23 protein-coding genes are annotated in these 22,232 nt (G+C 66.3%); 11 read left to right on the top strand and 12 right to left on the bottom strand.

Features of this window, described 5'->3' with window-relative positions:
* The first annotated feature begins 14 nt into the window (after positions 1–14).
* The 6 genes from IE00_RS14415 to IE00_RS14440 are packed head-to-tail and all read left to right on the top strand — an operon-like array spanning position 15 to position 5,613.
* Positions 15–974: a tripartite tricarboxylate transporter substrate binding protein gene (locus IE00_RS14415; protein ID WP_072297897.1), complete on the top strand. Its 960-nt coding sequence runs from the start codon at positions 15–17 to the stop codon at positions 972–974.
* Positions 971–1,414 (top strand): tripartite tricarboxylate transporter TctB family protein, encoded by a 444-nt coding sequence (locus IE00_RS14420; RefSeq protein ID WP_072297898.1) that lies wholly within the window; start codon positions 971–973, stop codon positions 1,412–1,414. The genes IE00_RS14415 and IE00_RS14420 overlap by 4 nt, the downstream gene beginning before the upstream one ends.
* Before the next feature lie 4 nt (positions 1,415–1,418).
* Positions 1,419–2,945, top strand: a complete 1,527-nt coding sequence (locus IE00_RS14425; protein ID WP_072297899.1) for a tripartite tricarboxylate transporter permease — start codon at positions 1,419–1,421, stop codon at positions 2,943–2,945.
* Position 2,946: 1 nt separating this feature from the next.
* A complete protein-coding gene (locus IE00_RS14430; RefSeq protein WP_072297900.1) occupies positions 2,947–4,296 on the top strand; it encodes an acyclic terpene utilization AtuA family protein in 1,350 nt (449 codons plus the stop codon).
* Positions 4,293–4,592, top strand: coding sequence for a DUF4387 family protein (locus IE00_RS14435; protein ID WP_072297901.1), 300 nt, complete (start codon positions 4,293–4,295; stop codon positions 4,590–4,592). Before IE00_RS14430 ends, IE00_RS14435 begins: the two co-directional genes overlap by 4 nt.
* Positions 4,585–5,613 carry an AbrB family transcriptional regulator gene (locus IE00_RS14440; protein WP_072297902.1) on the top strand — a complete coding sequence of 343 codons (1,029 nt, stop codon included), beginning with the start codon at positions 4,585–4,587 and terminating at the stop codon, positions 5,611–5,613. Before IE00_RS14435 ends, IE00_RS14440 begins: the two co-directional genes overlap by 8 nt.
* Here the strand turns inward: IE00_RS14440 and doeB are convergent.
* From doeB to IE00_RS14480, 9 genes are all read right to left on the bottom strand, one after another.
* Positions 5,610–6,599, bottom strand: a complete 990-nt coding sequence (doeB, locus tag IE00_RS14445) for a N(2)-acetyl-L-2,4-diaminobutanoate deacetylase DoeB (RefSeq protein WP_072297903.1) — start codon at positions 6,597–6,599, stop codon at positions 5,610–5,612. The two genes, IE00_RS14440 and doeB, sit on opposite strands and share 4 nt — an antisense overlap.
* On the bottom strand, positions 6,596–7,792 hold the full coding sequence (gene doeA / locus IE00_RS19815; protein WP_139291460.1) for an ectoine hydrolase DoeA: 1,197 nt from the start codon (positions 7,790–7,792) through the stop codon (positions 6,596–6,598). The genes doeB and doeA overlap by 4 nt, the downstream gene beginning before the upstream one ends.
* Positions 7,793–8,761 carry a cyclodeaminase gene (locus IE00_RS19820; RefSeq protein ID WP_139291461.1) on the bottom strand — a complete coding sequence of 323 codons (969 nt, stop codon included), beginning with the start codon at positions 8,759–8,761 and terminating at the stop codon, positions 7,793–7,795.
* Positions 8,758–9,723 carry a hydroxyectoine utilization dehydratase EutB gene (gene eutB / locus IE00_RS14455; protein WP_240493914.1) on the bottom strand — a complete coding sequence of 322 codons (966 nt, stop codon included), beginning with the start codon at positions 9,721–9,723 and terminating at the stop codon, positions 8,758–8,760. Before eutB ends, IE00_RS19820 begins: the two co-directional genes overlap by 4 nt.
* Positions 9,720–10,415: an aspartate/glutamate racemase family protein gene (locus IE00_RS14460; protein ID WP_083554408.1), complete on the bottom strand. Its 696-nt coding sequence runs from the start codon at positions 10,413–10,415 to the stop codon at positions 9,720–9,722. Before IE00_RS14460 ends, eutB begins: the two co-directional genes overlap by 4 nt.
* On the bottom strand, positions 10,415–11,710 hold the full coding sequence (locus tag IE00_RS14465) for a TRAP transporter large permease (protein WP_072297906.1): 1,296 nt from the start codon (positions 11,708–11,710) through the stop codon (positions 10,415–10,417). The genes IE00_RS14460 and IE00_RS14465 overlap by 1 nt, the downstream gene beginning before the upstream one ends.
* Positions 11,707–12,375 (bottom strand): TRAP transporter small permease, encoded by a 669-nt coding sequence (locus tag IE00_RS14470; RefSeq protein WP_083554410.1) that lies wholly within the window; start codon positions 12,373–12,375, stop codon positions 11,707–11,709. The genes IE00_RS14465 and IE00_RS14470 overlap by 4 nt, the downstream gene beginning before the upstream one ends.
* Positions 12,376–12,459: 84 nt before the next feature.
* A complete protein-coding gene (dctP, locus tag IE00_RS14475) occupies positions 12,460–13,470 on the bottom strand; it encodes a TRAP transporter substrate-binding protein DctP (protein ID WP_072297907.1) in 1,011 nt (336 codons plus the stop codon).
* 159 nt (positions 13,471–13,629) lie between these two features.
* Complete coding sequence (locus IE00_RS14480; protein ID WP_170864165.1) at positions 13,630–15,030, bottom strand: PLP-dependent aminotransferase family protein; 1,401 nt, start codon at positions 15,028–15,030, stop codon at positions 13,630–13,632.
* A 73-nt stretch (positions 15,031–15,103) separates the two neighbouring features.
* Here IE00_RS14480 and IE00_RS14485 point away from each other — a divergent pair, with 73 nt between their 5' ends.
* The 3 genes from IE00_RS14485 to IE00_RS14495 all read left to right on the top strand — a co-directional run bounded on the left by IE00_RS14485 (position 15,104) and on the right by IE00_RS14495 (position 18,556).
* Complete coding sequence (locus tag IE00_RS14485) at positions 15,104–15,592, top strand: Lrp/AsnC family transcriptional regulator (RefSeq protein ID WP_072297908.1); 489 nt, start codon at positions 15,104–15,106, stop codon at positions 15,590–15,592.
* 122 nt (positions 15,593–15,714) lie between these two features.
* A complete protein-coding gene (locus IE00_RS14490; RefSeq protein WP_083554414.1) occupies positions 15,715–17,172 on the top strand; it encodes an NAD-dependent succinate-semialdehyde dehydrogenase in 1,458 nt (485 codons plus the stop codon).
* 13 nt (positions 17,173–17,185) lie between these two features.
* Positions 17,186–18,556 (top strand): aspartate aminotransferase family protein, encoded by a 1,371-nt coding sequence (locus IE00_RS14495; RefSeq protein WP_072297909.1) that lies wholly within the window; start codon positions 17,186–17,188, stop codon positions 18,554–18,556.
* A 72-nt stretch (positions 18,557–18,628) separates the two neighbouring features.
* Here the strand turns inward: IE00_RS14495 and IE00_RS14500 are convergent, their stop codons facing one another.
* From IE00_RS14500 to rpmG, 3 genes are all read right to left on the bottom strand, one after another.
* Positions 18,629–19,168: an NTP transferase domain-containing protein gene (locus tag IE00_RS14500; RefSeq protein WP_072297910.1), complete on the bottom strand. Its 540-nt coding sequence runs from the start codon at positions 19,166–19,168 to the stop codon at positions 18,629–18,631.
* Entirely contained in the window at positions 19,165–19,998 is an 834-nt protein-coding gene (locus tag IE00_RS14505) for an XdhC family protein (RefSeq protein WP_072297911.1), read from the bottom strand. The genes IE00_RS14500 and IE00_RS14505 overlap by 4 nt, the downstream gene beginning before the upstream one ends.
* Positions 19,999–20,166: 168 nt before the next feature.
* Positions 20,167–20,334, bottom strand: coding sequence for a 50S ribosomal protein L33 (rpmG, locus tag IE00_RS14510; RefSeq protein WP_072297912.1), 168 nt, complete (start codon positions 20,332–20,334; stop codon positions 20,167–20,169).
* 253 nt (positions 20,335–20,587) lie between these two features.
* On the opposite strand from rpmG, the gene IE00_RS14515 reads away from it, so the two are divergent.
* Both IE00_RS14515 and IE00_RS20630 read left to right on the top strand, forming a co-directional pair.
* Positions 20,588–21,049 carry a (2Fe-2S)-binding protein gene (locus IE00_RS14515; RefSeq protein WP_072297913.1) on the top strand — a complete coding sequence of 154 codons (462 nt, stop codon included), beginning with the start codon at positions 20,588–20,590 and terminating at the stop codon, positions 21,047–21,049.
* A 1-nt stretch (position 21,050) separates the two neighbouring features.
* Positions 21,051–22,232 (top strand): molybdopterin cofactor-binding domain-containing protein (locus IE00_RS20630; RefSeq protein ID WP_240493915.1); only part of this gene is annotated, 1,182 nt, incomplete at its 3' end.

The raw sequence follows: 22,232 nt of genomic DNA on the forward strand, positions 1-22,232 counted from the left end.
TCTGGGAGGACAGCATGAAAAATTGGACCCGTGCGGCAACCGCCGCATTGCTGATGACCGTCGCAGCCCCGGCCATGGCCGAGGAATGCATCGCCCCCGCCAACCCCGGCGGTGGCTGGGACTTCACCTGCCGCCAGATCGGCCGGATCATGACCGAACTGGGACTGGTGCCGAACATGGTGCAGGTCACGAACCTGGCCGGCGCCGGCGGCGGCGTGGCCTTCACCCAGGTCGTCAGCAAGCGCAGCGACGACCCCGCGGTCTTCGTGGCGGCATCCTCGGCCACCACGACGCGCCTGGCGCAGAACGCCTTTGCCGGCGCGACCGCGGACCAAGTGCGGTGGGTCGGTTCGATCGGTGGCGATCCCGGCGTGATCGTCGTGGCCAAGGACAGCCCCTATCAGAACCTGACCGACCTGATCGACGCGGTGAAGGAAGACCCCTCGAAGGTGGCCTTCGCGGGCGGATCGGCCGTGGGCGGCTTTGATCACCTCAAGGTGCTGATGACGCTGGACAAGGCCGGGTTCGACGATGCCAAGGCGATCAAATATATCGGCCTGGACGGCGGCGCGGATGCCATCACCCAGACGGTGGGCGGCTTTGCGCAGGCGATGACCGGAGACATGTCGGAAATCACCGGCTTCATCAAGTCGGGCGACGTGCGCCCCGTGGCCGTCCTGTCGGAAGAACGCGTCGAGGGCTTCGAGGACGTCCCCACCGCCAAGGAACAGGGCGTCGACATCGTCGCCATGAACTGGCGCGGCATCTATGTCCCCAAGGACATCAGCGACGAAGATTACCAGAAATGGGTCGACATGCTGGGCAAGGTCGCCGAATCCGAACAGTGGCAGACGGTGATGACCGAAAACGGCCTGGCCCCCTATACGATCCTGGGCGCCGATTTCGAAACCTTCATCGATGAGAACATCGCCGAGATCCAGGACGTGTCGAAAGAGATCGGGATTCTGCAATGATCAAGGGTGACCGCATCTTCGGAGCGTTCATGATGGTCGTGGCGTTGGGGTATATCCTCAACGCCCGCGGCATCCAGACCAGCTTCATGTCCGATCCGGTCGGTCCGCGCCTGTTTCCCTATCTGGTCGGGGGCGTGGTGATGATCTCGGCCCTGGTGATGGTCCTGCGCCCCGACCCCGACGAGGAATGGCCCGCGGGTCCGATGATCGGCCAGCTGGCCTTGGCGCTGGCGGTCCTGGCGGGCTATGCCTATGCGATCACGCCCCTGGGCTTTCTGATCCCGACCGCCATCGCGGCGGGCGTGCTCAGCTGGCAGATCGGCGGCAACCCGCGGCGTTCGGTGCTGGCGGGGCTGGGCCTGTCGATCGGATTGTTCTTGTTGTTCCGCGTGTTGCTGGGACTGGGCCTGAAGGCCCTGCCGGCCGGAATGGGGTTCTGAAATCATGGATACTCTTGCAAATCTGGCGATGGGAATGTCCATCGCCCTGACCCCCTATACGCTGATGCTGGCCGTCATCGGCTGTTTCGTCGGCACCATCATCGGCGCGCTGCCGGGCCTTGGGCCGTCGAACGGCGTGGCGCTGCTGATCCCGATCTCGTTCTCCATGGGGCTGGACGCGGTGTCGGCGCTGGTGCTGCTGACCTCGGTCTATTACGGGGCCATGTATGGCGGGCGGATCAGTTCGATCCTGCTGAACATCCCCGGCGACGAACCGGCCATGATGACCACGCTGGACGGCTATCCCATGGCGCGCCAAGGCAAGGCCGCCGAGGCGCTGGTCGTGTCGGGCGTCGCATCCTTCGTGGGTGCGTTGCTGGCGACGATCGGCCTGATGATCTTTGCGCCCTATCTGGCGCGCGTCGCCTATCAGTTCGGCCCGGCGGAATATTTCGCGCTGTACATGCTGGCCTTCTGCACGCTTGGCGGCATCGGATCGTCGAACCAGGCCAAGGCGGCCATGTCGGCGGCCATCGGCCTGGGCATCGCCATGATCGGCATGGACAAGACGACCGGCATGCCGCGCTTCACCTTCGGTGAACTGCACCTGATGGACGGCGTCGATTTCCTGGTGGCAATCGTCGGCCTGTTCGCCGTGGCCGAGATCTTCCACTTCATCGAAAGCCATGGCCGCGACAGCGCCATCGGCGTCAAGCTGGGCAAGATCCTGGTGCCTTGGCGGATGCTGCGCCAGACATCGGGTGCGATGCTGCGCGGCACGGGCATCGGCTTTGTCGCGGGCGTCCTGCCGGGTGCCGGGGCATCGCTGGGGTCCTTCCTGGCCTATATGGCGGAAAAATCCGTGGCCAAGGACAAGGCCAGCTTCGGCCGCGGCAACCCCAAGGGCGTCGCCGCCCCCGAGGCCGGCAACAACGCCGCCGCCGGCGGTGCGCTGGTCCCGATGCTGACGCTTGGCGTGCCGGGTTCGGGCACCACGGCCGTGCTGCTGGCGCTGCTGCTGACGCTGAACATCACGCCCGGTCCGCTGCTGTTCGCCGAACGCCCCGAAATCGTCTGGTCGCTGATCGCGTCGCTGCTGATCGCCAACGTCGTGCTGCTGATCATGAACGTGCCGATGGTCAAGGTCTTCGTGCGCATCCTGTCGGTGCCCGCATGGGTGCTGTTGCCGGGCGTGACGATGATCGCCTTCGTAGGGATCTATTCGCTGACCGGGTCGTCCTTCGACATGCTGATGATGGTGGCCTTCGGGGTCCTGGGCTATGTCATGCGCAAGCTGGGCATGCCGACCGTTCCGGTCATCCTGGGCATCCTTCTGGGCAACGCGATGGAGGACAACCTGCGCCGCGCCATGGTCCTGTCGAACGGCGACTGGCAATACCTGTTCAGCTCTCCGATCGCTATCGGCTTGTGGACGGCGGCGGTTCTTGGTTTCGTGGCGCCGATCTTCCTGCGCCGCCTGCTGAAGAAGCCGGCCATGCCCGAAACCGATCCGACCCTGAACGAGGACTGACATGACCACACGCGTGCTGGTGCCCTCGGGCGTCCTGGGCCTGGGCTTCGACCGTGAAGCCCTTGCCCGGGGTGTCGCGATGGCCCCCGACATCATCTGCATCGACGGAGGGTCCACCGACAGTGGGCCCTTCAGCCTTGGCGCGGGCCAGTCGAAATATTCCCGCGCCGCCACGAAATCCGAATGGCGCAGCCTGATGCAGGCGCGCGCCGAACTGGGCGTTCCGCTGGTCATCGGCACCGCGGGCACCTGCGGGACGGATGCGACGGTGGACTGGATGTTCGACATCACCGCCGAACTGGCCACCGAACTGGGCCAGTCGCCGACCGTGGTGCGGCTTTATTCCGACCAGCCCGCCGACCGCGTGGCCGCGGCCCATGCGGCGGGCCGCGTCACCCCCCTGACCCCCGCCCCCGATTTCGCGCTGGACGGGCTGACCAACATCGTGGCCCTGGCCGGCGTCGAACAGATCCAGGCGGCGCTGGCGCTTGGGGCCGATATCGTCATCGCCGGGCGCACCACAGACACCGCGACCATCGCCGCCCTGCCCCTGGCGCGCGGCGATGCCGCCGGTCCGGCCTGGCACGGTGCCAAGATCGCGGAATGCGGGGCGCTGTGTTCCACGAACCCGACCTCGGGCGTGATCATGGTCGATTTCGACGATACGGGCTTTACCGTCCAGCCGCTGGCCGAAGGGGCGTTCTGCACGCCCCATTCCGTGTCGGCGCATATGCTTTACGAAAACTCGGACCCGTTCTGCCTTCATGAACCGGGTGGATATCTGGACGTGACCGGCGCGCGCTATACCGCGCTGGACGCCCGCCGCGTCCGGGTCGAGGGGTCGAAATGGGTCCCCGCGCCCTATACCGTGAAACTGGAAGGCGCGCGCGTCGCGGGATACCAGACGACCATCCTGGCGGTCCTGCGCGACGCCCATTACGTCGAAAACGCCCAAGCCTGGGTGGACCGGCTGACGGGCTTCCTGCATAAGGAAATCGCCCACCGCATGGATCTGTCGCAGGCCGACTATGACATCCAGTTCCGCCTGATGGGCGTCGACGCGACCCTTGGCGCCCTGGAAAACCGCCGGGGCAACCCGGTCGAGGTGGGCGTCCTGGGCATCGTCACCGCGCGCGATCAGGCGCAGGCGGCGGAGATCGGCAAGCTGATCAACCCCTTCGTCCTGCATTACCCGCTGACCGACGACGAGGAACTGCCGACCTTCGCCTTCCCCTTCTCCCCCGCCACCACCGATCGCGGCGCGCTTTACGAATTCGCGCTGAACCACGTGATGGCGCTGGAGGACCCGATGTCGGCCTTCCGCCTGACCACGACGAAAGTGACCCCATGACCCTTGGCGATCTTGTCCTGAAAGTCCGGTCCAAGAATGCCGGCCCCTTCTGGGTGACCATCGACATCTTCTGCGACCGCGCCGATGTCTTCGACCGCCTGACGGCGCAGCTGCAAACCGCCGATGTCGCGGCGCTTTACGGCGTGCCGGTCGACGGGCTGAAACGCTTCGACATCCCCGATCTGCGGGTCATCAAGTTCAGCCTGCCGCGCCCGGTCGTGCAGGGATCGGTCCATGACCGCGATATGCACGGCGCCCAATATGCCGCCCTGCTGGAAGAGCTGACCCTTGACTAGACCACGGATCCTGACCTTCGGCGCGGGCCTTGCGGGGGCCGCGCTGTTTCTGCTGCTGGGCCTGCCGCTGCCCTGGCTGCTGGGGCCGATGCTGGGCTGCCTGATCGTGGCGCTGTCGGGCGCCCGCATGCAGGGCGCGGGACAGTTCGGCATCTTCATGCGGACCTTTCTGGGGGTCGCGGTGGGCGCATCCATCACCCCGCAGGTGCTGGGCGGGCTGCCCGCGATCGCCGGGTCGCTGGCGATGGTGCCGATCTTCATCGGGGTGATCGCGCTGGTCGGTTATCCGCTGTTGCGCTTCGTCTTCGGCTTTGACCATCCGACCGCCTGGTATGCGGCCATGCCCGGCGGGTTGCAGGACATGCTGGTCTTTGGCGAGGAAGCGGGTGGCGACATCCGCGCCCTGTCGCTGATCCATGCGACGCGCATTCTGGTAATCGTGACCGTCGCGCCGCTGATCATGACGCTTTACTGGCAGGTGGACCTGTCCCAGCCCCCCGGCGCGCCGATCTCGTCCCTGCCCTGGTGGCAGATCGGGCTGATGGTCGTGGCGGGGTTGGTCGGATGGAAGGGCGGCGAACGCCTGGGTCTGTTCGGCGCATCGATCCTGGGGCCGATGATCCTGACCGCCGTCCTGTCGCTGTCGGGCATCATCCAGAGCCGCCCCCCCGCCGAGATCATCCAGGCCGCGCAATTCTTCATCGGCATCGCGGTCGGGGCGAAATACGCGGGCATCACCGCGCGCGAACTGCGCGTCGATGTGACGGCGGGGCTGGTCTATGCGCTGATCCTGGCGATCATCAGCCTGATCTTTCTGGAAAGCATCCACCTGATGCATCTTGCCCCCGCGCTGGACGCCTTCCTGGCCTTCCTGCCCGGCGGCCAGGCCGAGATGGTCATCATCGCCATCATCGCAGGCGCCGATCTGGCCTATGTGGTCAGCCACCACATCCTGCGGATCCTGATCGTGATCCTGCTGGCGCCCATCGTGTCGCGGCTGTTTGGCAAAAGGGGGCGCTAGGCCCCCTCCACCGCGATCACCGCCGCGCAATCGCCGGTCTGGATCAACCCCGGAAAATGCCGCGCTGCGATGATGCCGTCGCGGTTGGCGGTGATGGTCTGGGGTTCGACCCCGGTGCGATCGGGTGGCCAGATCTGCGCGATGGGCTGACCCGCCGTGACCGCATCGCCCAGATCCGCCAAGGGCTGCATCAGCCCGTCACGGGTGGCAAAGTGGAAGCAGTCATCCCCCGGCATGTCCAGCCAGACGCTGTCCACCTGGGGAACCTCGCCCGCCAAGATGCCCGCGTGGCGCAGCAGGTTGCGTGCGCCGTCGATGGCGATCCGCGCGCTGCGGGCGGTGGCCGTACCGCCGCCGCCCAGCTCGGTCGTCACGAAGGTCTTGCCCTGGCTTTCGACCGCCGTGTCGAACATGCCGACCGCGTCGATCTCCAGCATCATCATCGAATAGGGCGCACCGAAGGCCTGAACGCCCGCCACGCAGGCGGCCTGCTGATCCTTGTCTTCCAGCACATGCGCCGCCGCATAGGGCAGAAAGTCCAGCGTCTTGCCGCCCGAATGGTAATCCAGCACGACATCCGCCATGGGCACCAGCACATCGTTGAAATAACTGGCGATCTTCTGGCTGACGCTGCCCTTTCGGTCGCCGGGAAAGGCGCGGTTCATGTTGACCTGGTCGATGGGGCTGACCCGCGTGCCCGCCCGGAATGCCGGATAGTTCATATAGGGCGCGATGATGACGCGCCCCGTGATGTCGGCGGGGTCCAGGTCCCATGCCAGCTGCTGCAGGGCGATGGGGCCTTCGTATTCGTCGCCGTGATTGCCCCCGGTCAACAGGGCCGTGGGCCCCTCGCCATTGGCGATGACGGTGATGGGGATCATCACGCTGCCCCATGCGCTGTCGTTGCGGCTGTAGGGCAGGCGCAGAAAGCCGTGGCTTTTGCCCATGCCGTCCAGCGCGATGGTCGGAACGATGGGATGGGTCATGTCTTGACCAGCATCCGGCGCGGGATGTTGCAGAACAGTTCGGGTTCCCGTTCGGTGATGACGATGGACTCGGTCGTCTCGTATCCCCAATTGTCCATCCACAGGCCGGTCATGAAGTGGAAGGTCATGCCGGGCTTCAGCTCGGTCTGGTCACCGCGGCGCAGCGACATGGTGCGTTCGCCCCAGTCGGGCGGATAGGACAACCCGATCGGGTATCCGGTGCGGTTGTCCTTGACGATGCCATAGCGGTCCAGGACCGTGAAGAAGGCATTAGCGATATCCTCGCAGGTGTTGCCGGCGGTGGCGGCGGCAAGGCCCGCATCCATCCCCTCCAGCACAGCCTTCTCGGCGTCCAGCATTTCTTGGGGCGGGGTGCCCAGGAAGATCGTGCGCGACAGCGGCACATGGTATCGCTGATAACAGCCCGCGATCTCGAAGAAGGTGCCTTCGTCCCGCTTCATCGGCTGGTCGTCCCAGGTCAGGTGGGGCGCAGCCGCATCGGGGCCCGATGGCAGCAGCGGCACGATGGCCGGGTAATCGCCGCCATGCTGAGACCATTCGTCATAGCGCAGCCCCGCGTCATAGATTTCCGCCACCAGGTCGCATTTGCGCATGCCCACCTCGATCCGGTCGGCGATGCGGCGATGCATGCGTTCCACGATCCGCGCGGCCTTGCGCATATAGGCCAGCTCCTTGGGCGTCTTGATCGCGCGCTGCCAGTTGACCAGACCCGTGGCATCCAGGATCTGCGCGTCGGGCAGACCCGCGCACAGGCGCTGATGGGCCTTGGCGGTGTACCAGTAATTGTCCATCTCGACGCCGATGAAACCGGTATGCCAGCCCTTGTCGGCCAGCGTCGCCCAAAGGTAATCCATCGGGTGGCGGTCGACCGACTGCACGTAATGGTCGGGATAGCCGATGATGTGATCGTCACTCATCCAGACAGTGCGCAGCGCGCCTTGGGCATCCTGGCCGCGCCCGAACCAGATCGGCGATCCGGTCGGACCCACGATCACGCATTGGTGGACATAAAAGGACCAGCCGTCATAGCCGGTCAGCCACGCCATGTTCGACGGATCGCTGACGATCAGCATGTCCAGGCCCAGCTTTTCCATGCTGGCACGGGTCTTGCGCAAACGTTCCTCGTATTCCGCGGTCGAGAAGCGTTCCGGTGTCCTTTGCAGTTCTGGCATTCACGTGTCTTTCGAAAACGCGGCAAGCGCGTGGGTGGCAATCGCGGTATCCTGCGCACCGGTGCCGGTCAGATCGCAGATGGTGATCTGGTCGGGGCTGGTGCGACCGGGATGGGTTTGGGCGATGACCTGTCCCAGTTCGGGGACGGGCGCATCGGCGTCAAAGGTCTGGGCCGCCAGCGCGGCGCGCAGCTCGCCCATCAGGCGGGTCTGGCTGGCGCGGTCGGCGACATAAAGATCGGCGCGCTTCAGGCAAAGCGGGTCCAGTTCGGTCTTGCCGGGCTGATCGCTGCCCATGGCGGTCACATGCATCCCCGGCCGCAGCCATTCGGCGCGAAAGATCGGCTGCGTCGCGGGGGTGGTGGTGACGACGATATCGGCCAGAGCTGCGGCCTCGGCGGGGTCGGCGGTGGCGCGCACGCGCAGGTCAGGGCCGTCCAGTTCGGCGGCCAGCGCCTGCGCGCGGGACAGGTCGCGCGCCCAGATCACCGCATCCGTGATCGGGCGCACCAGCCGCAGCGCGCGCAGCTGCAGCCGCGCCTGCAGCCCCGCGCCAAAGATCGCGGCGCGGCTGGCATCGGCCCGCGCCAGGTGACGCGCGGCCACGCCGCCCGCCGCCGCCGTGCGGATATCGGTCAGGTAACCATTATCCAGCAGCACCGCCCGCACGCGGCCCGTCTGGGCGTCCAGCACCGCCATCATGCCGCTGGTGGACGGCAGCCCGCGCGCCGGGTTGTCGAAGAAGCCGGGCGATATCTTGACCGCGAACCCCGCCAGCCCCGGCACATAGGCGGTCTTGATGTCGACCTCTCCGTTCACGTCTGGCAGGTGCATGGACAGGACCGGGGGCATGACGACATGACCGCCCGCCAGACCGCGAAAGGCGTCTTCGACGATGTCGATGACGGCCGCGTCCAGGTCGATGCGCTGGCGCAGCTGCGTTTCGGACAGGACCAGGATCTCGGTCATGACACCTCCTGCAGGATGGCGGCGTGGCGGGCGGGGTCGATGTTCTCGCCCGACAGGATCAGGACCAGCGGCCCGTCATCGGCCCGCAGACGCCCCGACAGGACCGCGCCCGCACAGACGGCGGCGGCGCCTTCGACCCGGTGGCCGTCCTGGGCCAGGTGGCGCAGGCCATCGGCGATCTGATCTTCGGAGAGCAGGATCAGGTCGTCCATCAGGTCGCGGACCATCGGAAAGGTCAGACGATTCTTCAGCCCGATGCCGCCACCCAGGCTGTCGGCCAGGGTGGCCAGTTCCCGGATCTCGACCGGGTGGCCGGCATCCAGGCTGGCGGCCATGGCGGCGCCGCGCTGCATGCTGATGCCAATGATGCGGATATCGGGACGCAGCGCCTTGGCCGCCGCCGCGACCCCGGCCAGCAGGCCGCCCCCCGACAGGGGAATGGCGATGGTGGCGGCGTCAGGAACCTGGTCCAGGATCTCCAGCCCCAGCGTGCCCTGCCCCGCGATGACGTCGGGATGGTCGAAAGGCGGGATCAGGGCAAAGCCTTCGTCGCGCTGCAGGCGGATCGCCTCCAGAAAGGCCTCGTCCTGGCTCTCGCCGGTGATGCGGGCTTCGGCACCCAGTTCTGTGATGGCGTCCAGCTTGTTCTGCGGCACAAGGCGCGACATGCAGATGACGGCGGGGATGCCCCGCGCCCGTGCCGCATGGGCCAGCGCGCGCCCGTGGTTCCCGGTCGAGGCCGTCGTGACCCCCGCGACCTTACCGACGCGCGCAACCGCATTCGTCGCCCCGCGCAGCTTGAAGGCGCCCGTCGCCTGGCGGTATTCGCATTTCAGCCAGACCGGCCCGCCCGCGATCTGCGACAGCGAGGGTGACGCCTGGACCGGCGTGACCCGCACATCGTCGCGGATGCGGTCGCGGGCGGCCATGATATCGTCCAGCGTCACCATGTCCCGTGTCACCACGTCCGGCGGCGGAACAGCGCGCCGGGCCCCGCCGCAGGGATCTGCGCCTGGTCCAGCATCGCCCAGAACAGCGCCTGGTTCGAGGTGATGACCGGCTTGCCCAGGGCGCATTCGATCCGTTCGATCAACCCGATGGCGGGCAGCGCCGTGCAGGACATAAACAGCGCCTGCGCGTCGGGGTGGTCGCTGTTCACGGCCATCTGGACGATGGTGTCGGCATCCAGCACCGCCATGTCGCGGTCATCGGCATAGTTCATCGAACTGCGCCGCACCACGTCGATGCCGTTTTGTTGGAAGTAATCGCCGACCAGGTCCGTTGTCGCAGCCAGATAGGGGGTCATCAGCGCCAGGCGCGTGATGCCAAGCGCCGCAAAGCCGCGCAGCGCCGCCGAGGTCGGCGTCACCAGGGGCGCGCGGTTTCCCACCAGTTCACCGATGGCCGGTCCCAGAACCGCCGAGGCCGAGGTGCAGCCAAAGCCGATCGCCGCAAGGTCCACCCCCGGCACCAGCAGATCCGCCGCCGCCCGCAGGCGCGGGCCGGTGTTGCGCAGGTTCTCCTCGGTCGTGGGGTTGTCGAAGGCGATGCGGGTCACATGCAGCTGGGTGCCCCACGGCATCAGGCGCGCGGCGTCGCCCTCGATCGTCATGTCTGTGGCAAGCGCCACCAGGCCGAAGCGTTGCAGCACCATCATGCACCTCCGGGGGCAAAGGCAAGGTCACGCAGGAACAGCGCGATCTGCGGGAAGAAGATCAGCGCGACGGCCACGGCCAGCAGGATCGCGATGAAGGGCGGGGTGCCGCGGATGACCTCCAGATAGGGGCGCTTGAAGACGGCGATGGCCGTGAAGATGTCGCATCCGAAGGGTGGTGTCGCGCTGCCGATGGCGACCTGCAGGGTGATGATCGTGCCGACCAGGACCGGGTCCAGCCCCACCGATTGCACCACCGGCGAAAAGATCGGCACCAGGATCAGGATGACCACGATGGGATCGACGAACATGCAGCCGACGAAGAAGGCGATCGAGATCGTGAACAGCACCCCGTAAGGCCCCATTCCGTCGATGCCGATGCCGCCCAGGATCGCCTGGGGGATCTGCGCGAAGCTGATGACATAGCTGAAGGCCGTGCCCGCGCCGACCAGGATGAAGACCACCGCCGTGATCAGCCCCGTGGATTTGGCGGTGGCGTAAAGCTGCTTCATGCTCAGTTCGCGAAAGACGACCAGCTCCAGCACCAGGGCATAAAGGACGCAGGCGGCAGCGGCCTCGGTGGGGGAAAAGATGCCGCCATAGATGCCGCCGATGATGATGACCGGAAAGCCCAGGGGCCACAGCGCGCGGCGCATGGCGCGCAGGCGTTCCGACCAGCTGGCGGGTTCCTCGGTCGGGACGTCGTGGCGGACGGCGTAGATATAGGCATAGATCGAAAACAGCACCAGGATCAGCAGCCCCGGCCCGATGCCCGCGATGAACAGTTCCGAAATCGACGTCCCCGACACCACGCCATAGATGATCATCCCGATCGACGGCGGGATCAGGAAGGCGATGTCGGAAGCGTTGATGATCAGCGCCAGCGAAAAGCTGTCGCTGTAGCCCGCCTTCAGCAGGCGCGGGCGCAGCGGGCCGCCGACGGCGACCACCGTGGCCTGGGTCGAACCCGACACCGCGCCGAACATGGTGCAGGCGCCCGCGGTCGAAATGGCCAGCCCGCCCTTGACGTGGCCCAGAAAGGCCATGACCAGGTCGATCAGCCGTTCGGCCGATTGCCCGCGCGTCATCAGGTCGGCGGCAAAGATGAACATCGGCACGGCGATCAGGCTGGCGGGCTGGATGCCCGCGATGACCTGCTGGACCAGCGTCTCCAGCTGGCCAAGCCCGCCGAACAGGCCAACGAAGCCGACCATCGATCCGATGATCAGCGGCACCATCATCGGAAAGCCCAGCAGAAGCAGGACGACCATCGTCCCCAGAATTGCAGCGGTCATTGATCCTGCGCCTTTTCGTCCAGAGCGTCGGAGGAGGCGTCGGAATATCCGTCGCGCGTGCTTGTGGACAGCCAGACGCCGTCATCGGTGACGTTCTTCAGCGCCGTCATCAGGTATTGGATGCCGGTCAGGAAAAACCCCAAGGGGGCCCAGACCAGGATCCACCAATTGGGGATCTGCAGCGCGGGCAGCACCCTGCCCCGCTCGGCCTGGGTGATGACGTAGGACAGCGCGTACCAGGCCAATAGCAGCATCAGCGCACCGGTCAGCCCCGCGATCACCGCCATGCCGAACCGGCGGCCCTTGTGCGGCAGCGCGTCGAAAAAGGCCGACATGCGGATGTGACGGCCATGCCGCGCGGCATAGGAGATGCCTGCAAAGGTGATCAGCACGATCAGCGCCTGGTTCACCTCTTCTGAAAAATAGAGCGATTGTCCGAAGACATAGCGGCCGACCACATTGGCGACCGTGTTCAGCGCCATCAGCAGGACGCCAAGCGCCAGAAGGATCGCCTCCAGCCGGGCGATGGCGGCGTCGATGGGACCCAGGGGTCCGGGCAGGCCTGAATCATAAAGGGAATCGTCGATATCGTCGTCAGAGACCGTGGTCTTGGCTGCGGCCAGAACGTCGGGATCCAGTTCGGGGGGGGTCGTCTTGGCCTTCATGGCTGTCTGTCCTGCCGGTAAACCGCGTGGGTCGTCATGGAAGGCCCGGCCCCCAAGACGGGGGCCGGGCCAGCGGTGCGGTGCTCAGCTGGAACCGGCAGCCTCAAGATCGGCCTTCATCTGGTCCAGGATTTCCTGGGCGCGCGGACCACCGATTTCCAGGAAGGTCTCCTCGACCTGCTGGGCGGTGTCGCGGAAGGGGGCGCGCTGTTCTTCCGACAGCGTCGTCACGGTGATCTCGGGCTTGGCTTCCTGGATCTTCTCCAGCGATTCCTCGGTCAGGCCCTGCTGGTATTCCAGGATCGTGTCGAAGGCGGTGTCGGCGGCATCCTGCACGACCTTCTTGTCCTCATCGGACAGCCCGTCGAAGAATTCCTTGTTGGCCATCAGCGCGGTGGTGAAGTTGTTGTGGCCAAGACGGGTGATGTGGTCGGTCACCTCGTACATGCGGGTGGATTCGATGAAGAAGGCCGGGTTCTCCTGGCCGTCGATGATGCCGGTCTGCAGACCGCCATAGACCTCGCCCCAAGGCAGCGGCGTCGGCGTCGCGCCGAAGGCCTTGTAGCTTTCGACCAGCAGCGGGTTGGTCATCACGCGGACCTTGACGTCGCCCAGGTCGTCGGGACCTTCCACGGGCTGTTTCGTGGTCAGCATGACCTCGCCCTCGGGATACATCTTCAGCAGTTCCAGACCCTGTTCGGCATAAAGCTCGGGAAAGATGTCGTTGATGGCCTTGCTGTCGCGGAAGAAGGTCGCCAGCGTTTCTTGGTCCTGCGGCAGCAGGTAGGGCACGAAGAAGACCTGCGCCTCGGGGATCAGCGACCCGGTGAAGCCCGGCGACTGGTTCACGAATTGCAGGATGCCCGACTGGGTCTGTTCCATGATGTTGTCGGATTCACCCAGGGTGCCGAACGGAAACAGCTGGACCTCGTGGTCGGAATTGGCCTCGACCTCTTCCTTGAATTTCTGGGCATAGACGCCCTGAACCTCGTCCAGGGCCTCCTCGAAGGCATAGCGCCACGTGTCGGCCATGGCGGCGCCGCTTCCCAGAACCAGGGCTGCAATGCTGGCGGTCGTCAATGTCTTGATGGTCATGGTACCTCCTGTTGCGGACAATCGCGGGCCAACGGCCCCGTTGCCTCAAAGTTGCAGGATTCGGGCCGATTTGCCCGACCTGTCTTGCGCCGAGAGTTCGGCCCAAGCGATTTCCAAGTCAATTTCTATATTAAATCATGACAATTCTGACACCGGGTGTCAAACCGGCTGCCCGTCCAGAGCGCCCTTTGCGGGCGAACCGCCCGGAAGAATTGCACAAATTTGGCGCAGGGCATGATCCAGTTCGCCCATCCCCGGCCCCCCCACCGCGATCCGCAGCGCCGGCCCCGAGGGCAGGACCGCGAAACCCGATCCGGGCGCCACGGCCACCTGTCGGGCCAGCGCCGCCGCGACCAGCGCGGCCTCGTCCGTGCCCGGCGGCAGCGCCAGCCAGCGGTGCAGGCCGTGCTGAAAGCCATGCGCCATGGGGCCAAGGCTGCGCTGGACCAGCCGGTTGCGGGCGGCCAGTTCCACCCGCTGCGCGGCCAGCAGGGCATCGGCGGTCCCCGAAGTGATCCAGTCCTGCGCGATCTCGGCCATCAGCGGAGTGGCCATCCAGTTCATCGACAGGTGACGGTTCAGCACGGCCTCTGCCCAATGTTCAGGCATGGCCAGAAAACCCAGCCGCAACCCCGGCGACAGGCATTTCGACAGCCCCGTGAAATAGAAACCGCGGTCCGGGGCGATGCTGGCGATGGGCGCGGGGCGGCGCAGGGGCATGGGACCGGTGGGGTCGCTTTCCAGGATCATCAGCCCGGCGATGGCGGCGGCCTCGGCCAGCTCGGCGCGACGTTCGCGATCGATAATGCGGGCATGCGGTCCACCCCCCGCCGGCAGCAGAAAGACCGCCTTCATCCGCCCGCCCGCCGCGCCCGCCGCCGCGATCAGCGCCTGCGGGTCCATGCCGCGGTCATCGCCGGCGATGCCGCGCAGCCGCAGGTGCAGATGCTTGGCCGCGGGTTTCAGCGTGTGGCAGGTAGAGCTTTCGGTCGCGATGATGTCGCCCGGTTGCGCCACCGTCATCAGCGCCACGAACATCGCGGGCGTCGTGCCGTTGGTGATCAGGATGCGCTGCGCGGGCACCACCATGCCGCAACGCGCCAGCCAGGCCGCCGCCATGCCGCCATAAAGCGACATGGTCTGGCGCGGACGAAAGGACAGCATCGCGGATTCGGGCAGCCGGTCCGCCAGCCGCATCATGCTGTCGCGCCAGGCATCCGCGATGATCGGCAGGCGCACCGGCGTCATCATCGACAGATCGATCGGCGGGCGGTCGGTGGGGGCGCGGAACCACGGCACCTCGATCGTCTCGCGCGGGCCGGATTTCACGAAGCTGCCGCGCCCCACCTCGCCCGAGATCAGGTCGGCGCGGATCAGCTCCTCATAGGCGCGGCTGACGGTCTGGACGCTGACGCCCAGCTGCCAGGCCAGGTCGCGATGCGGCGGGAGCCGCTGTCCGGGGCGTAGGCTGCCCGCGTCGATGGCGGCGGCGATCCCCTGGGCCAGACTGCGATAGGCCGGGCGGGTGATATCCTGTTTTCGTAAGGGCCAATGCGACATGCAGACAGGATTGCAGCCCGCGCCGATGCTTGTCCAGATTGACAATCGACAAAGGCGCGGAAAGAACCGTGCCATGACCCCGACCCGCCCCGAACTGCGCCTTGACGACCGCGACATCGCAATCCTTGCGGTTCTGTCGCGCGAAGGCCGCATCGCCAAGACCGCCCTGGCGGCGCGGGTGAACCTGTCGCCCACCCCCTGCTGGGACCGGATGCAGCGGTTGGAAAAGGCCGGGCTGATCCGCGGATACCGCGCCGATATCAGCCTTGGCGCCCTGGGCAAGCATGTACAGGTCTTCGTGACGGTGGAACTGGACAGTCACCGCGCCGAAAGTTTCCAGACCTTCGAACGCGTGATCGCGCGGATGGATCAGGTCACCGGCTGCTGGGCCATCGGGGGTGGCTATGACTATCTGATGCAGATCGTGGCGACGGATGTGGCGGCGTTTCAGGACCTGATGGACGGGCTGCTGGAAAGCCGCGCGGGCGTCAGGCGCTATTTCAGCTATATCGTGACGAAGCCCGTCAAGGACATGCCCCCCGCCACGGCTCTGCTGCCCTGAGCCCCGAGGATTCCTCTGGCGCGGCATGCCCGCCCCGAGGAATCCTCTGCCCCGCGCCCGATCTTCAGGGAAATCACCTGCCCGGCCTGCGCCACTCTGACGCCAAGCCAAGGAGGTGCGCCATGTTTGACGATCAAAGCCGACTGTCCGAACGTCTGGACGATGCGGGCCTGTTGCCTGCCGCGGGCGATTTCCCCGCCGAGGGACGTCTGGCCGTCCGCGACCCCGCCACGGGCGATCTGGTCGCCCAGGTGGCCGTCAGCGACGCCGCAGGCGCCCGTGCCGCCGTCGATGCCGCCCAGGCCGCCTTTGCCGACTGGTCGGCCACCCTGCCCCAGGACCGCGCCGCGATCCTGCATCGCTGGCACGGTCTGATCCTGGGTGCCAAGGAAGATCTGGCGCGTATCATGGTCGCCGAACAGGGCAAGCCCATCAGCGAGGCACGCGGCGAGATCGACTATGCCGCCAGCTTCGTGCAGTTCTATGCCGAAGAGGCACTGCGCCCGAACATCGAAGGCGTCACCAGCCACCTGGCCGACGCAGAAATGGAACTGTGGCGCGAACCCGTGGGCGTCGCCGCCCTGATCACGCCGTGGAATTTCCCCTGCGCCATGATCACCCGCAAGGCCGCCGCCGCATTGGGCGCGGGCTGCACGGTGGTGATCCATCCCTCGGCGGAAACGCCGCTCTCGGCGCTGGCGCTGGCGGAACTGGCGCGGCGGGCGGGGTTCCCGGCGGGCGTCGTCAACACGATCATCGGCGATGCGGCCACCATCGTCGGCGAATGGACCGCCGACAAGCGCGTGCGGGCGCTGTCCTTCACCGGGTCCACCGAAGTGGGCCGGCTGCTGTACCGCCAATCCGCCGACACCGTGAAGCGGCTGGTGATGGAACTGGGCGGCCATGCCCCCTTCATCGTCTTTCCCAGTGCCGATCTGGACCGCGCCGTCGCCGAAGGCATCAAGGCCAAATTCGCCACATCCGGGCAGGATTGCCTGGGGGCGAACCGGTTCTATATCCACCGCGACGTCTATGACGACTTCTGCGCGCGTTTCACCAAGGCGACGCAGGCGCTGAGCATGGGCCACGGCATGGACGACCCCGATATCGGCCCGCTGATCCATGACCGCCAGATCGACAAGCAGGTGGCGCATGTCAAGGACGCCCTGGCCAAGGGGGCGCGGCTGCTGTGCGGGGGCAAGGTCGATGACGATCTGGGGCCGCTGTTCTTCCATCCGACCGTGCTGGCCGATGTCACCGACGAAGCGGCGATCATGACCGAGGAAACCTTTGGTCCCGTCGCCGCCCTGTCGGTCTTTGATACCGAGGAAGAGGTCATCGAACGCGCCAATGCGTCCGAATACGGGCTGGTGGCCTATGTCCACAGCCAGGACCCGCGGCGGATCTATCGCCTGACGCGGGCGTTGCAATACGGCATGGTCGCCGTGAACCGTACCAAGGTCACGGGCGCGCCGATCCCCTTCGGGGGAATGAAGCAATCCGGTCTGGGCCGCGAAGGCGCCCGTCAGGGCCTCGAGGCCTTTACCGAGATCAAATATGTCTGCCGCGACTGGGGATGAAAGGAAATCCGATATGCTGACCAATGATGAACTGGCCAAATGGGACCGCGAGAGCTTTTTCCACCCCTCGACGCACCTGGCGCAATTCGAACGCGGTGAGGCTCCGCAACGCATCGTCACCGGCGGTGAGGGCGTCTTCATCCAGGATCGCGACGGCAACCGCTTGCTGGACGGTTTCGCAGGGCTTTACTGCGTGAATGTCGGCTATGGCCGCAAGCAGATCTCGGATGCGATCGCCAAGCAGGCGCATGAACTGGCCTATTACCACGCCTATGCCGGGCATGGATCGGAAACCTCGATCACGCTGGCCAAGATGGTGATGGACCGCGCCCCGGAAGGCATGGCCCGCGTCTATTTCGGCCTTGGCGGCTCGGACGCCAATGAAACCAACATCAAGCTGGTCTGGTATTACAACAACATCCTGGGCCGCCCGAAAAAGAAGAAGATCATCAGCCGCTGGCGCGGTTACCACGGATCGGGGCTGGTCACCGGGTCGCTGACGGGGCTTGAACTGTTCCACAAGAAGTTCGACCTGCCGCTGGAGCACGTGATCCACACCGAGGCGCCCTATTACTTCCGCCGCCCCGATGCCTCCATGTCCGAGGGCGATTTCGTCGGCTATTGCGTCGACAAGCTGGAGGCGCTGATCGAGGCCGAGGGTGCCGACAACATCGCCGCCTTCATCGGTGAACCCGTTCTGGGCACCGGCGGCATCGTCCCGCCCCCCGCCGGATACTGGCAGGCGATCCAGAAGGTTCTGGACCAGCACGACATCCTGCTGATCGCCGATGAGGTCGTCACCGGCTTTGGTCGTCTGGGCACGATGTTCGGGTCCGACCATTACGGCATGAAGCCCGACCTGATCACCAGCGCCAAGGGGCTGACCAGCGCCTATGCGCCGCTGTCGGCCTCGATCGTCGGCCAGAAGATGTGGGACGTGCTGTCGCGCGGCACCGACGAAAACGGCGTTCTGGGCCACGGCTGGACCTATTCCGCGCACCCGATCGGGGCCGCAGCGGGCGTTGCCAACCTGAAGCTGATCGACGAGCTGGGCCTGGTCGAGAATGCCGGCAAGACCGGTGCCTATCTGAACCAGCGCATGCAGGCCGCCATCGGCGACCATGACCATGTGGGCGAGGTTCGCGGCGAGGGCATGCTCTGCGCGGTGGAACTGGTGGCGGATCGCGACAACCGCACGTTCTTTGACCCCTCGGAAGGCAAGGGCGCCAAGGTCGTGGCCGCCATGCTGAAGCGCGGCGTCATCGCCCGCGCCATGCCCCAGGGCGACATCCTGGGCTTTGCACCCCCCCTGTGCCTGACCGAGGCCGAGGCAGACCAGATCGTCGATGTCACCGCCGAGGCGCTTGCCGAAGTGTTGGGCTGATCTGCGTCCCGCGACGCCCGGGGGATGACGCATCCCCCGGACCCCCTGCCCCGGACGAACCTTGCGGTCAGGTCAGCGGGTCAGGTCGTCCTGGGTGTCGACATCGATCAGCAGATCGGGGGCGTGAACCAGGGAATGCTGCGGCAGATCCTGCAGAAGGCGGCCAGCCCCCTGGTCGCCCTTCAGCGTTGAAAGGGCCGGGATCATCGCACGCGGGAAACAGGCCGGCGGCAACGCCGTCGTCCCATCATGGCTGGCAGCGATATGGCCATCGGTGGCGCGCTGCATGACGGCGTCCAGATGTTCGTCCGTGACCAGGGGCATGTCGCCCAAGGCGATCAGCAGCAGATCGGGATCGCCCACCGCATCCAGCCCCGCGCGCAGACTGTCGGATTGCTGGCCGGGCGCGATGCGGATGATGCGGAAACCGTCCAGCAGCGCGGCCACGGCGTCGCTGGTCACCACCGCCACGCGGTCGTCCAGGGCGGCGTCGCGCATGGCGCGGGCGGCGTGGGCAATCAGCGGTTCACCGCGAAAATCGGCCAACAGCTTGTCATCCGCGCCAAAGCGGCGGGAACTGCCTGCGGCCAGAAGAAGTCCTGTATGGGTCATCCAAAGCGCTCCTCGTATTCGGCCAGGATCTCGGTCAGGGCCGAGGCCGCGATCAGGCGTGGGTCGCGACCGCGCGCCACGACGCCGATCGGGCCGCGCATCCGGTCCAGATCCTGGGGGGTGACACCTTCCAGCGCCAGCGATTGCAGCCGCGCGTTCTGGGCTCTGCGCGACCCCAGGGCACCGACATAGAAGGCCTCGGATGCCAAGGCCCGTTTCAGGGCCGGCATTTCGCGGTCATGGTCGTGAAACAGCGTGACGACGGCGCTGTGGGCGTCCGGCGTGGCATCGGCCCCGATGGAGGGAAAGCCCAGGGCCGCGACCAGTTGGGACAGGGCCAGGGCCTCGTCGCCCTCGCCGTGGATCTGGAAGGCGGGCGGGGGCGGCAGGGTCAGCTGAAAGCCCTGCCCCTGGCCTTGCCTCGCGCGCTGCGGCTTGCCGCTTTGCAGATCGACATCCCAATGCCCGGTGCGGCGGCGGATGCGGTCATCCCAGATCGAGGACAGCCAATCGGCGCAAGGCGCGTGGATCAGCGCGATCCGCACCTGCCCCCCGCAAGGCAGCGGCAGGTCGATGGGACCGCCTTCGCCATAGATCAGATGGGTCACCGGTTCGGTCCGGTCCAGATGCGCCGCGATATCGGCATCAATGCACCCCGCGCCCAAACGCCCCACGCGGGCTCCGTCGGGCCACAGGGCCATCATCGCACCGGGGCGGCGGGGGAACCCACCCTTCGCCTCGATCAGCATGGCCAGGGACCCGCCGGGGCGTGCCAGAAGGGATTTCACCGGACAGTCGGCAAGGGCGGAAATGGGCGAGGACATCGTCATGGTGGTCTTCCGGGTGCGGGGAACAGACAAGGCAACGCAGCCGGCCCGTATTCGGATGCAAGAAAAACACCGCAGGGCGCATTTTCAACCCGTTAGGGGCGCATCATGCGAAAAGGGCCGCGTTCCTTGCGGACGCGACCCGTTTCTGAACGGTCTGCGAGGCAGATCTTACTTGATCTTGCCTTCCTTGTATTCGACGTGCTGACGAAGAACGGGGTCGTACTTACGCACGGTCATCTTTTCCGTCATCGTACGGGCGTTCTTCTTGGTCACGTAGAAGTGGCCGGTGCCGGCGGTCGAGTTCAGCCGGATCTTGATGGTGGTCGGCTTCGCCATGTGTATCGCTCCTGCTTCGGGGCAATCGCGCGCCGCAAACCCCGTGGAATTCTTTATCGAAGCCGCCTTTTATCCTCCACCCTGCCAGAGTCAACCGGCAAAGCGCGAAAAACGTCGATCCGGGGGGCAATCGCCTGCATATGGACGTCGGCGTCGCGCGGGTGCATGTTCAATGGCAGGGCGCCGTGCGACATTGCCGCCCATTGATGCGGCCAAGGATTGCCCCAGGATCACCGCAGGAAGGACATGTGACATGCGTGAATTGCGCCTGAATGGAAAGACCGTCAAGGTCGACGCCGCCGACGGCACCCCGCTTTTGTGGGTGATCCGCGACGAACTGAAACTGACCGGCACCAAGTTCGGCTGCGGCGTGGCCGCCTGCGGGGCCTGCACGGTCCATCTGGATGGCCAGCCCACCCGGTCCTGCCAGACCTATGTCGAGGATCTGGAGGGCATCGAGATCACCACCATCGAGGCCATCGGTGCCGATCCCGTCGGCGCAGCCGTCCAGCAGGCCTGGACCGAACTGGACGTGGTGCAATGCGGCTATTGCCAGTCGGGGCAGATCATGTCCGCCGTGGGCCTGCTGGCCGCCAACGCCAAACCCTCCCCCGAGGAGATCGACACCCATATGTGGGGCAATGCCTGCCGCTGCGCCACCTATCAACGCATCCGCGCGGGCGTTCAGCGCGCCGCCGAAATCCTGGAGGCGTAAGATGACCCTGCGCATGTCCCGTCGCGGCTTCATCGCGACCGCCGCAGCCGCCGCCGCCGTGCTTTATGTCGGCCTGCGCCCGAACGGCGCCCTGGCCGCCAGCGGCGACGCCACGGCGCTGAACCCCTTCGTCCGCATCGATGCCGATGGCCGCGTGACCGCGATCATCAAGCATTTCGAGATGGGCCAGGGCCCTTCGACCGGCCTGACCACCCTGATCGCCGAGGAACTGGGCGTGACGATGGATCAGATCGGGTTCGAATTCGCGCCCTCGGACCCGCAGGTCTATAACAACCTGGCCTTCGGCCCGATGCAGGGCACGGGCGGTTCGACCGCCATGGCCAACAGCTTTCTGCAATACCGCAATGCCGGCGCGGCCGCGCGTCAGGTGCTGATCGACGCCGCCGCCGCCGATTGGGGCGTCGATGCGGCCGGGCTGAATATCGTGGACGGCCAGATCACCGGTGGCGGGCAATCCGCCCCCATCGCCGATTTCGTGGCCGCCGCCGCCGCCCTGCCCGCCCCCGCCGAACCCCGCCTGCGCGCGCCCGACGAATGGCGGCTGATCGGCAAGGAAGGCGCTGTCAGGCGCAAGGACAGCCCCGCCAAGGTCAACGGCACGGCGCAATTCGCGATGGATCTGCAGCTGGACAACCAACTGGTCGTCGTCATCGCCCACGCCCCGCGCATGGGCGCGACCGTCGCCTCGGTCGATACCAGCGGGGCCGATGGCATGGCGGGCTTTGCGATGGCCAAGGCCCTGCCCGACAAGTCCGGCGTGGCGGTCTTTGCCGACACCACCTGGCAGGCCATCCAGGCTCGCGACGCGATCAGCGTCGAATGGGACAATGCGGCGGCGGAAATGCGGTCCTCGGGCCAGATCCGCGACGAACTGATCGCCGCCGTCAATGGCGACAGCACATGGACCCCGAAGGGCGATCAGGCGCAGGTCGCCACCGCCGTGGACGGGGCCGCCTCGGTCATCGACCGGACCTTCTATTTCCCGCTGCTGGCCCATGCCCCGATGGAGCCGCTGACCTGCACCATCGAACCCACCCCCGAAGGCGGCGTCATCCTGCATGACGGGTCGCAATTCCCGACCTTCGGCCACATGACCCTGTCGCAGGTGCTGGACCTGCCGATGGACAAGGTCGCCATCCGCACCGTCATGGCGGGCGGGGCC

The organism is Paracoccus sp. SM22M-07 (genome assembly GCF_001887735.1).
GTDB lineage: Bacteria > Pseudomonadota > Alphaproteobacteria > Rhodobacterales > Rhodobacteraceae > Paracoccus.

Coding starts and splice junctions, on each gene's coding strand:
- doeB (WP_072297903.1), bottom strand. CDS start 6,599: ATGACCCATCCCATCGTTCCGACCATCGCGCTGGACGGCATGGGCAAA.
- IE00_RS19820 (WP_139291461.1), bottom strand. CDS start 8,761: ATGACCGAGATCCTGGTCCTGTCCGAAACGCAGCTGCGCCAGCGCATC.
- rpmG (WP_072297912.1), bottom strand. CDS start 20,334: ATGGCGAAGCCGACCACCATCAAGATCCGGCTGAACTCGACCGCCGGC.
- IE00_RS14505 (WP_072297911.1), bottom strand. CDS start 19,998: ATGACGATGTCCTCGCCCATTTCCGCCCTTGCCGACTGTCCGGTGAAA.
- doeA (WP_139291460.1), bottom strand. CDS start 7,792: ATGCCAGAACTGCAAAGGACACCGGAACGCTTCTCGACCGCGGAATAC.
- IE00_RS14415 (WP_072297897.1), top strand. CDS start 15: ATGAAAAATTGGACCCGTGCGGCAACCGCCGCATTGCTGATGACCGTC.
- IE00_RS14515 (WP_072297913.1), top strand. CDS start 20,588: ATGCGTGAATTGCGCCTGAATGGAAAGACCGTCAAGGTCGACGCCGCC.
- IE00_RS14470 (WP_083554410.1), bottom strand. CDS start 12,375: ATGAAGGCCAAGACGACCCCCCCCGAACTGGATCCCGACGTTCTGGCC.
- IE00_RS14435 (WP_072297901.1), top strand. CDS start 4,293: ATGACCCTTGGCGATCTTGTCCTGAAAGTCCGGTCCAAGAATGCCGGC.
- IE00_RS14460 (WP_083554408.1), bottom strand. CDS start 10,415: ATGGTGCTGCAACGCTTCGGCCTGGTGGCGCTTGCCACAGACATGACG.
- IE00_RS14430 (WP_072297900.1), top strand. CDS start 2,947: ATGACCACACGCGTGCTGGTGCCCTCGGGCGTCCTGGGCCTGGGCTTC.
- IE00_RS14490 (WP_083554414.1), top strand. CDS start 15,715: ATGTTTGACGATCAAAGCCGACTGTCCGAACGTCTGGACGATGCGGGC.
- IE00_RS14500 (WP_072297910.1), bottom strand. CDS start 19,168: ATGACCCATACAGGACTTCTTCTGGCCGCAGGCAGTTCCCGCCGCTTT.
- IE00_RS14420 (WP_072297898.1), top strand. CDS start 971: ATGATCAAGGGTGACCGCATCTTCGGAGCGTTCATGATGGTCGTGGCG.
- dctP (WP_072297907.1), bottom strand. CDS start 13,470: ATGACCATCAAGACATTGACGACCGCCAGCATTGCAGCCCTGGTTCTG.
- IE00_RS14465 (WP_072297906.1), bottom strand. CDS start 11,710: ATGACCGCTGCAATTCTGGGGACGATGGTCGTCCTGCTTCTGCTGGGC.
- IE00_RS14425 (WP_072297899.1), top strand. CDS start 1,419: ATGGATACTCTTGCAAATCTGGCGATGGGAATGTCCATCGCCCTGACC.
- IE00_RS14480 (WP_170864165.1), bottom strand. CDS start 15,030: ATGTCGCATTGGCCCTTACGAAAACAGGATATCACCCGCCCGGCCTAT.
- IE00_RS14495 (WP_072297909.1), top strand. CDS start 17,186: ATGCTGACCAATGATGAACTGGCCAAATGGGACCGCGAGAGCTTTTTC.
- IE00_RS14485 (WP_072297908.1), top strand. CDS start 15,104: ATGACCCCGACCCGCCCCGAACTGCGCCTTGACGACCGCGACATCGCA.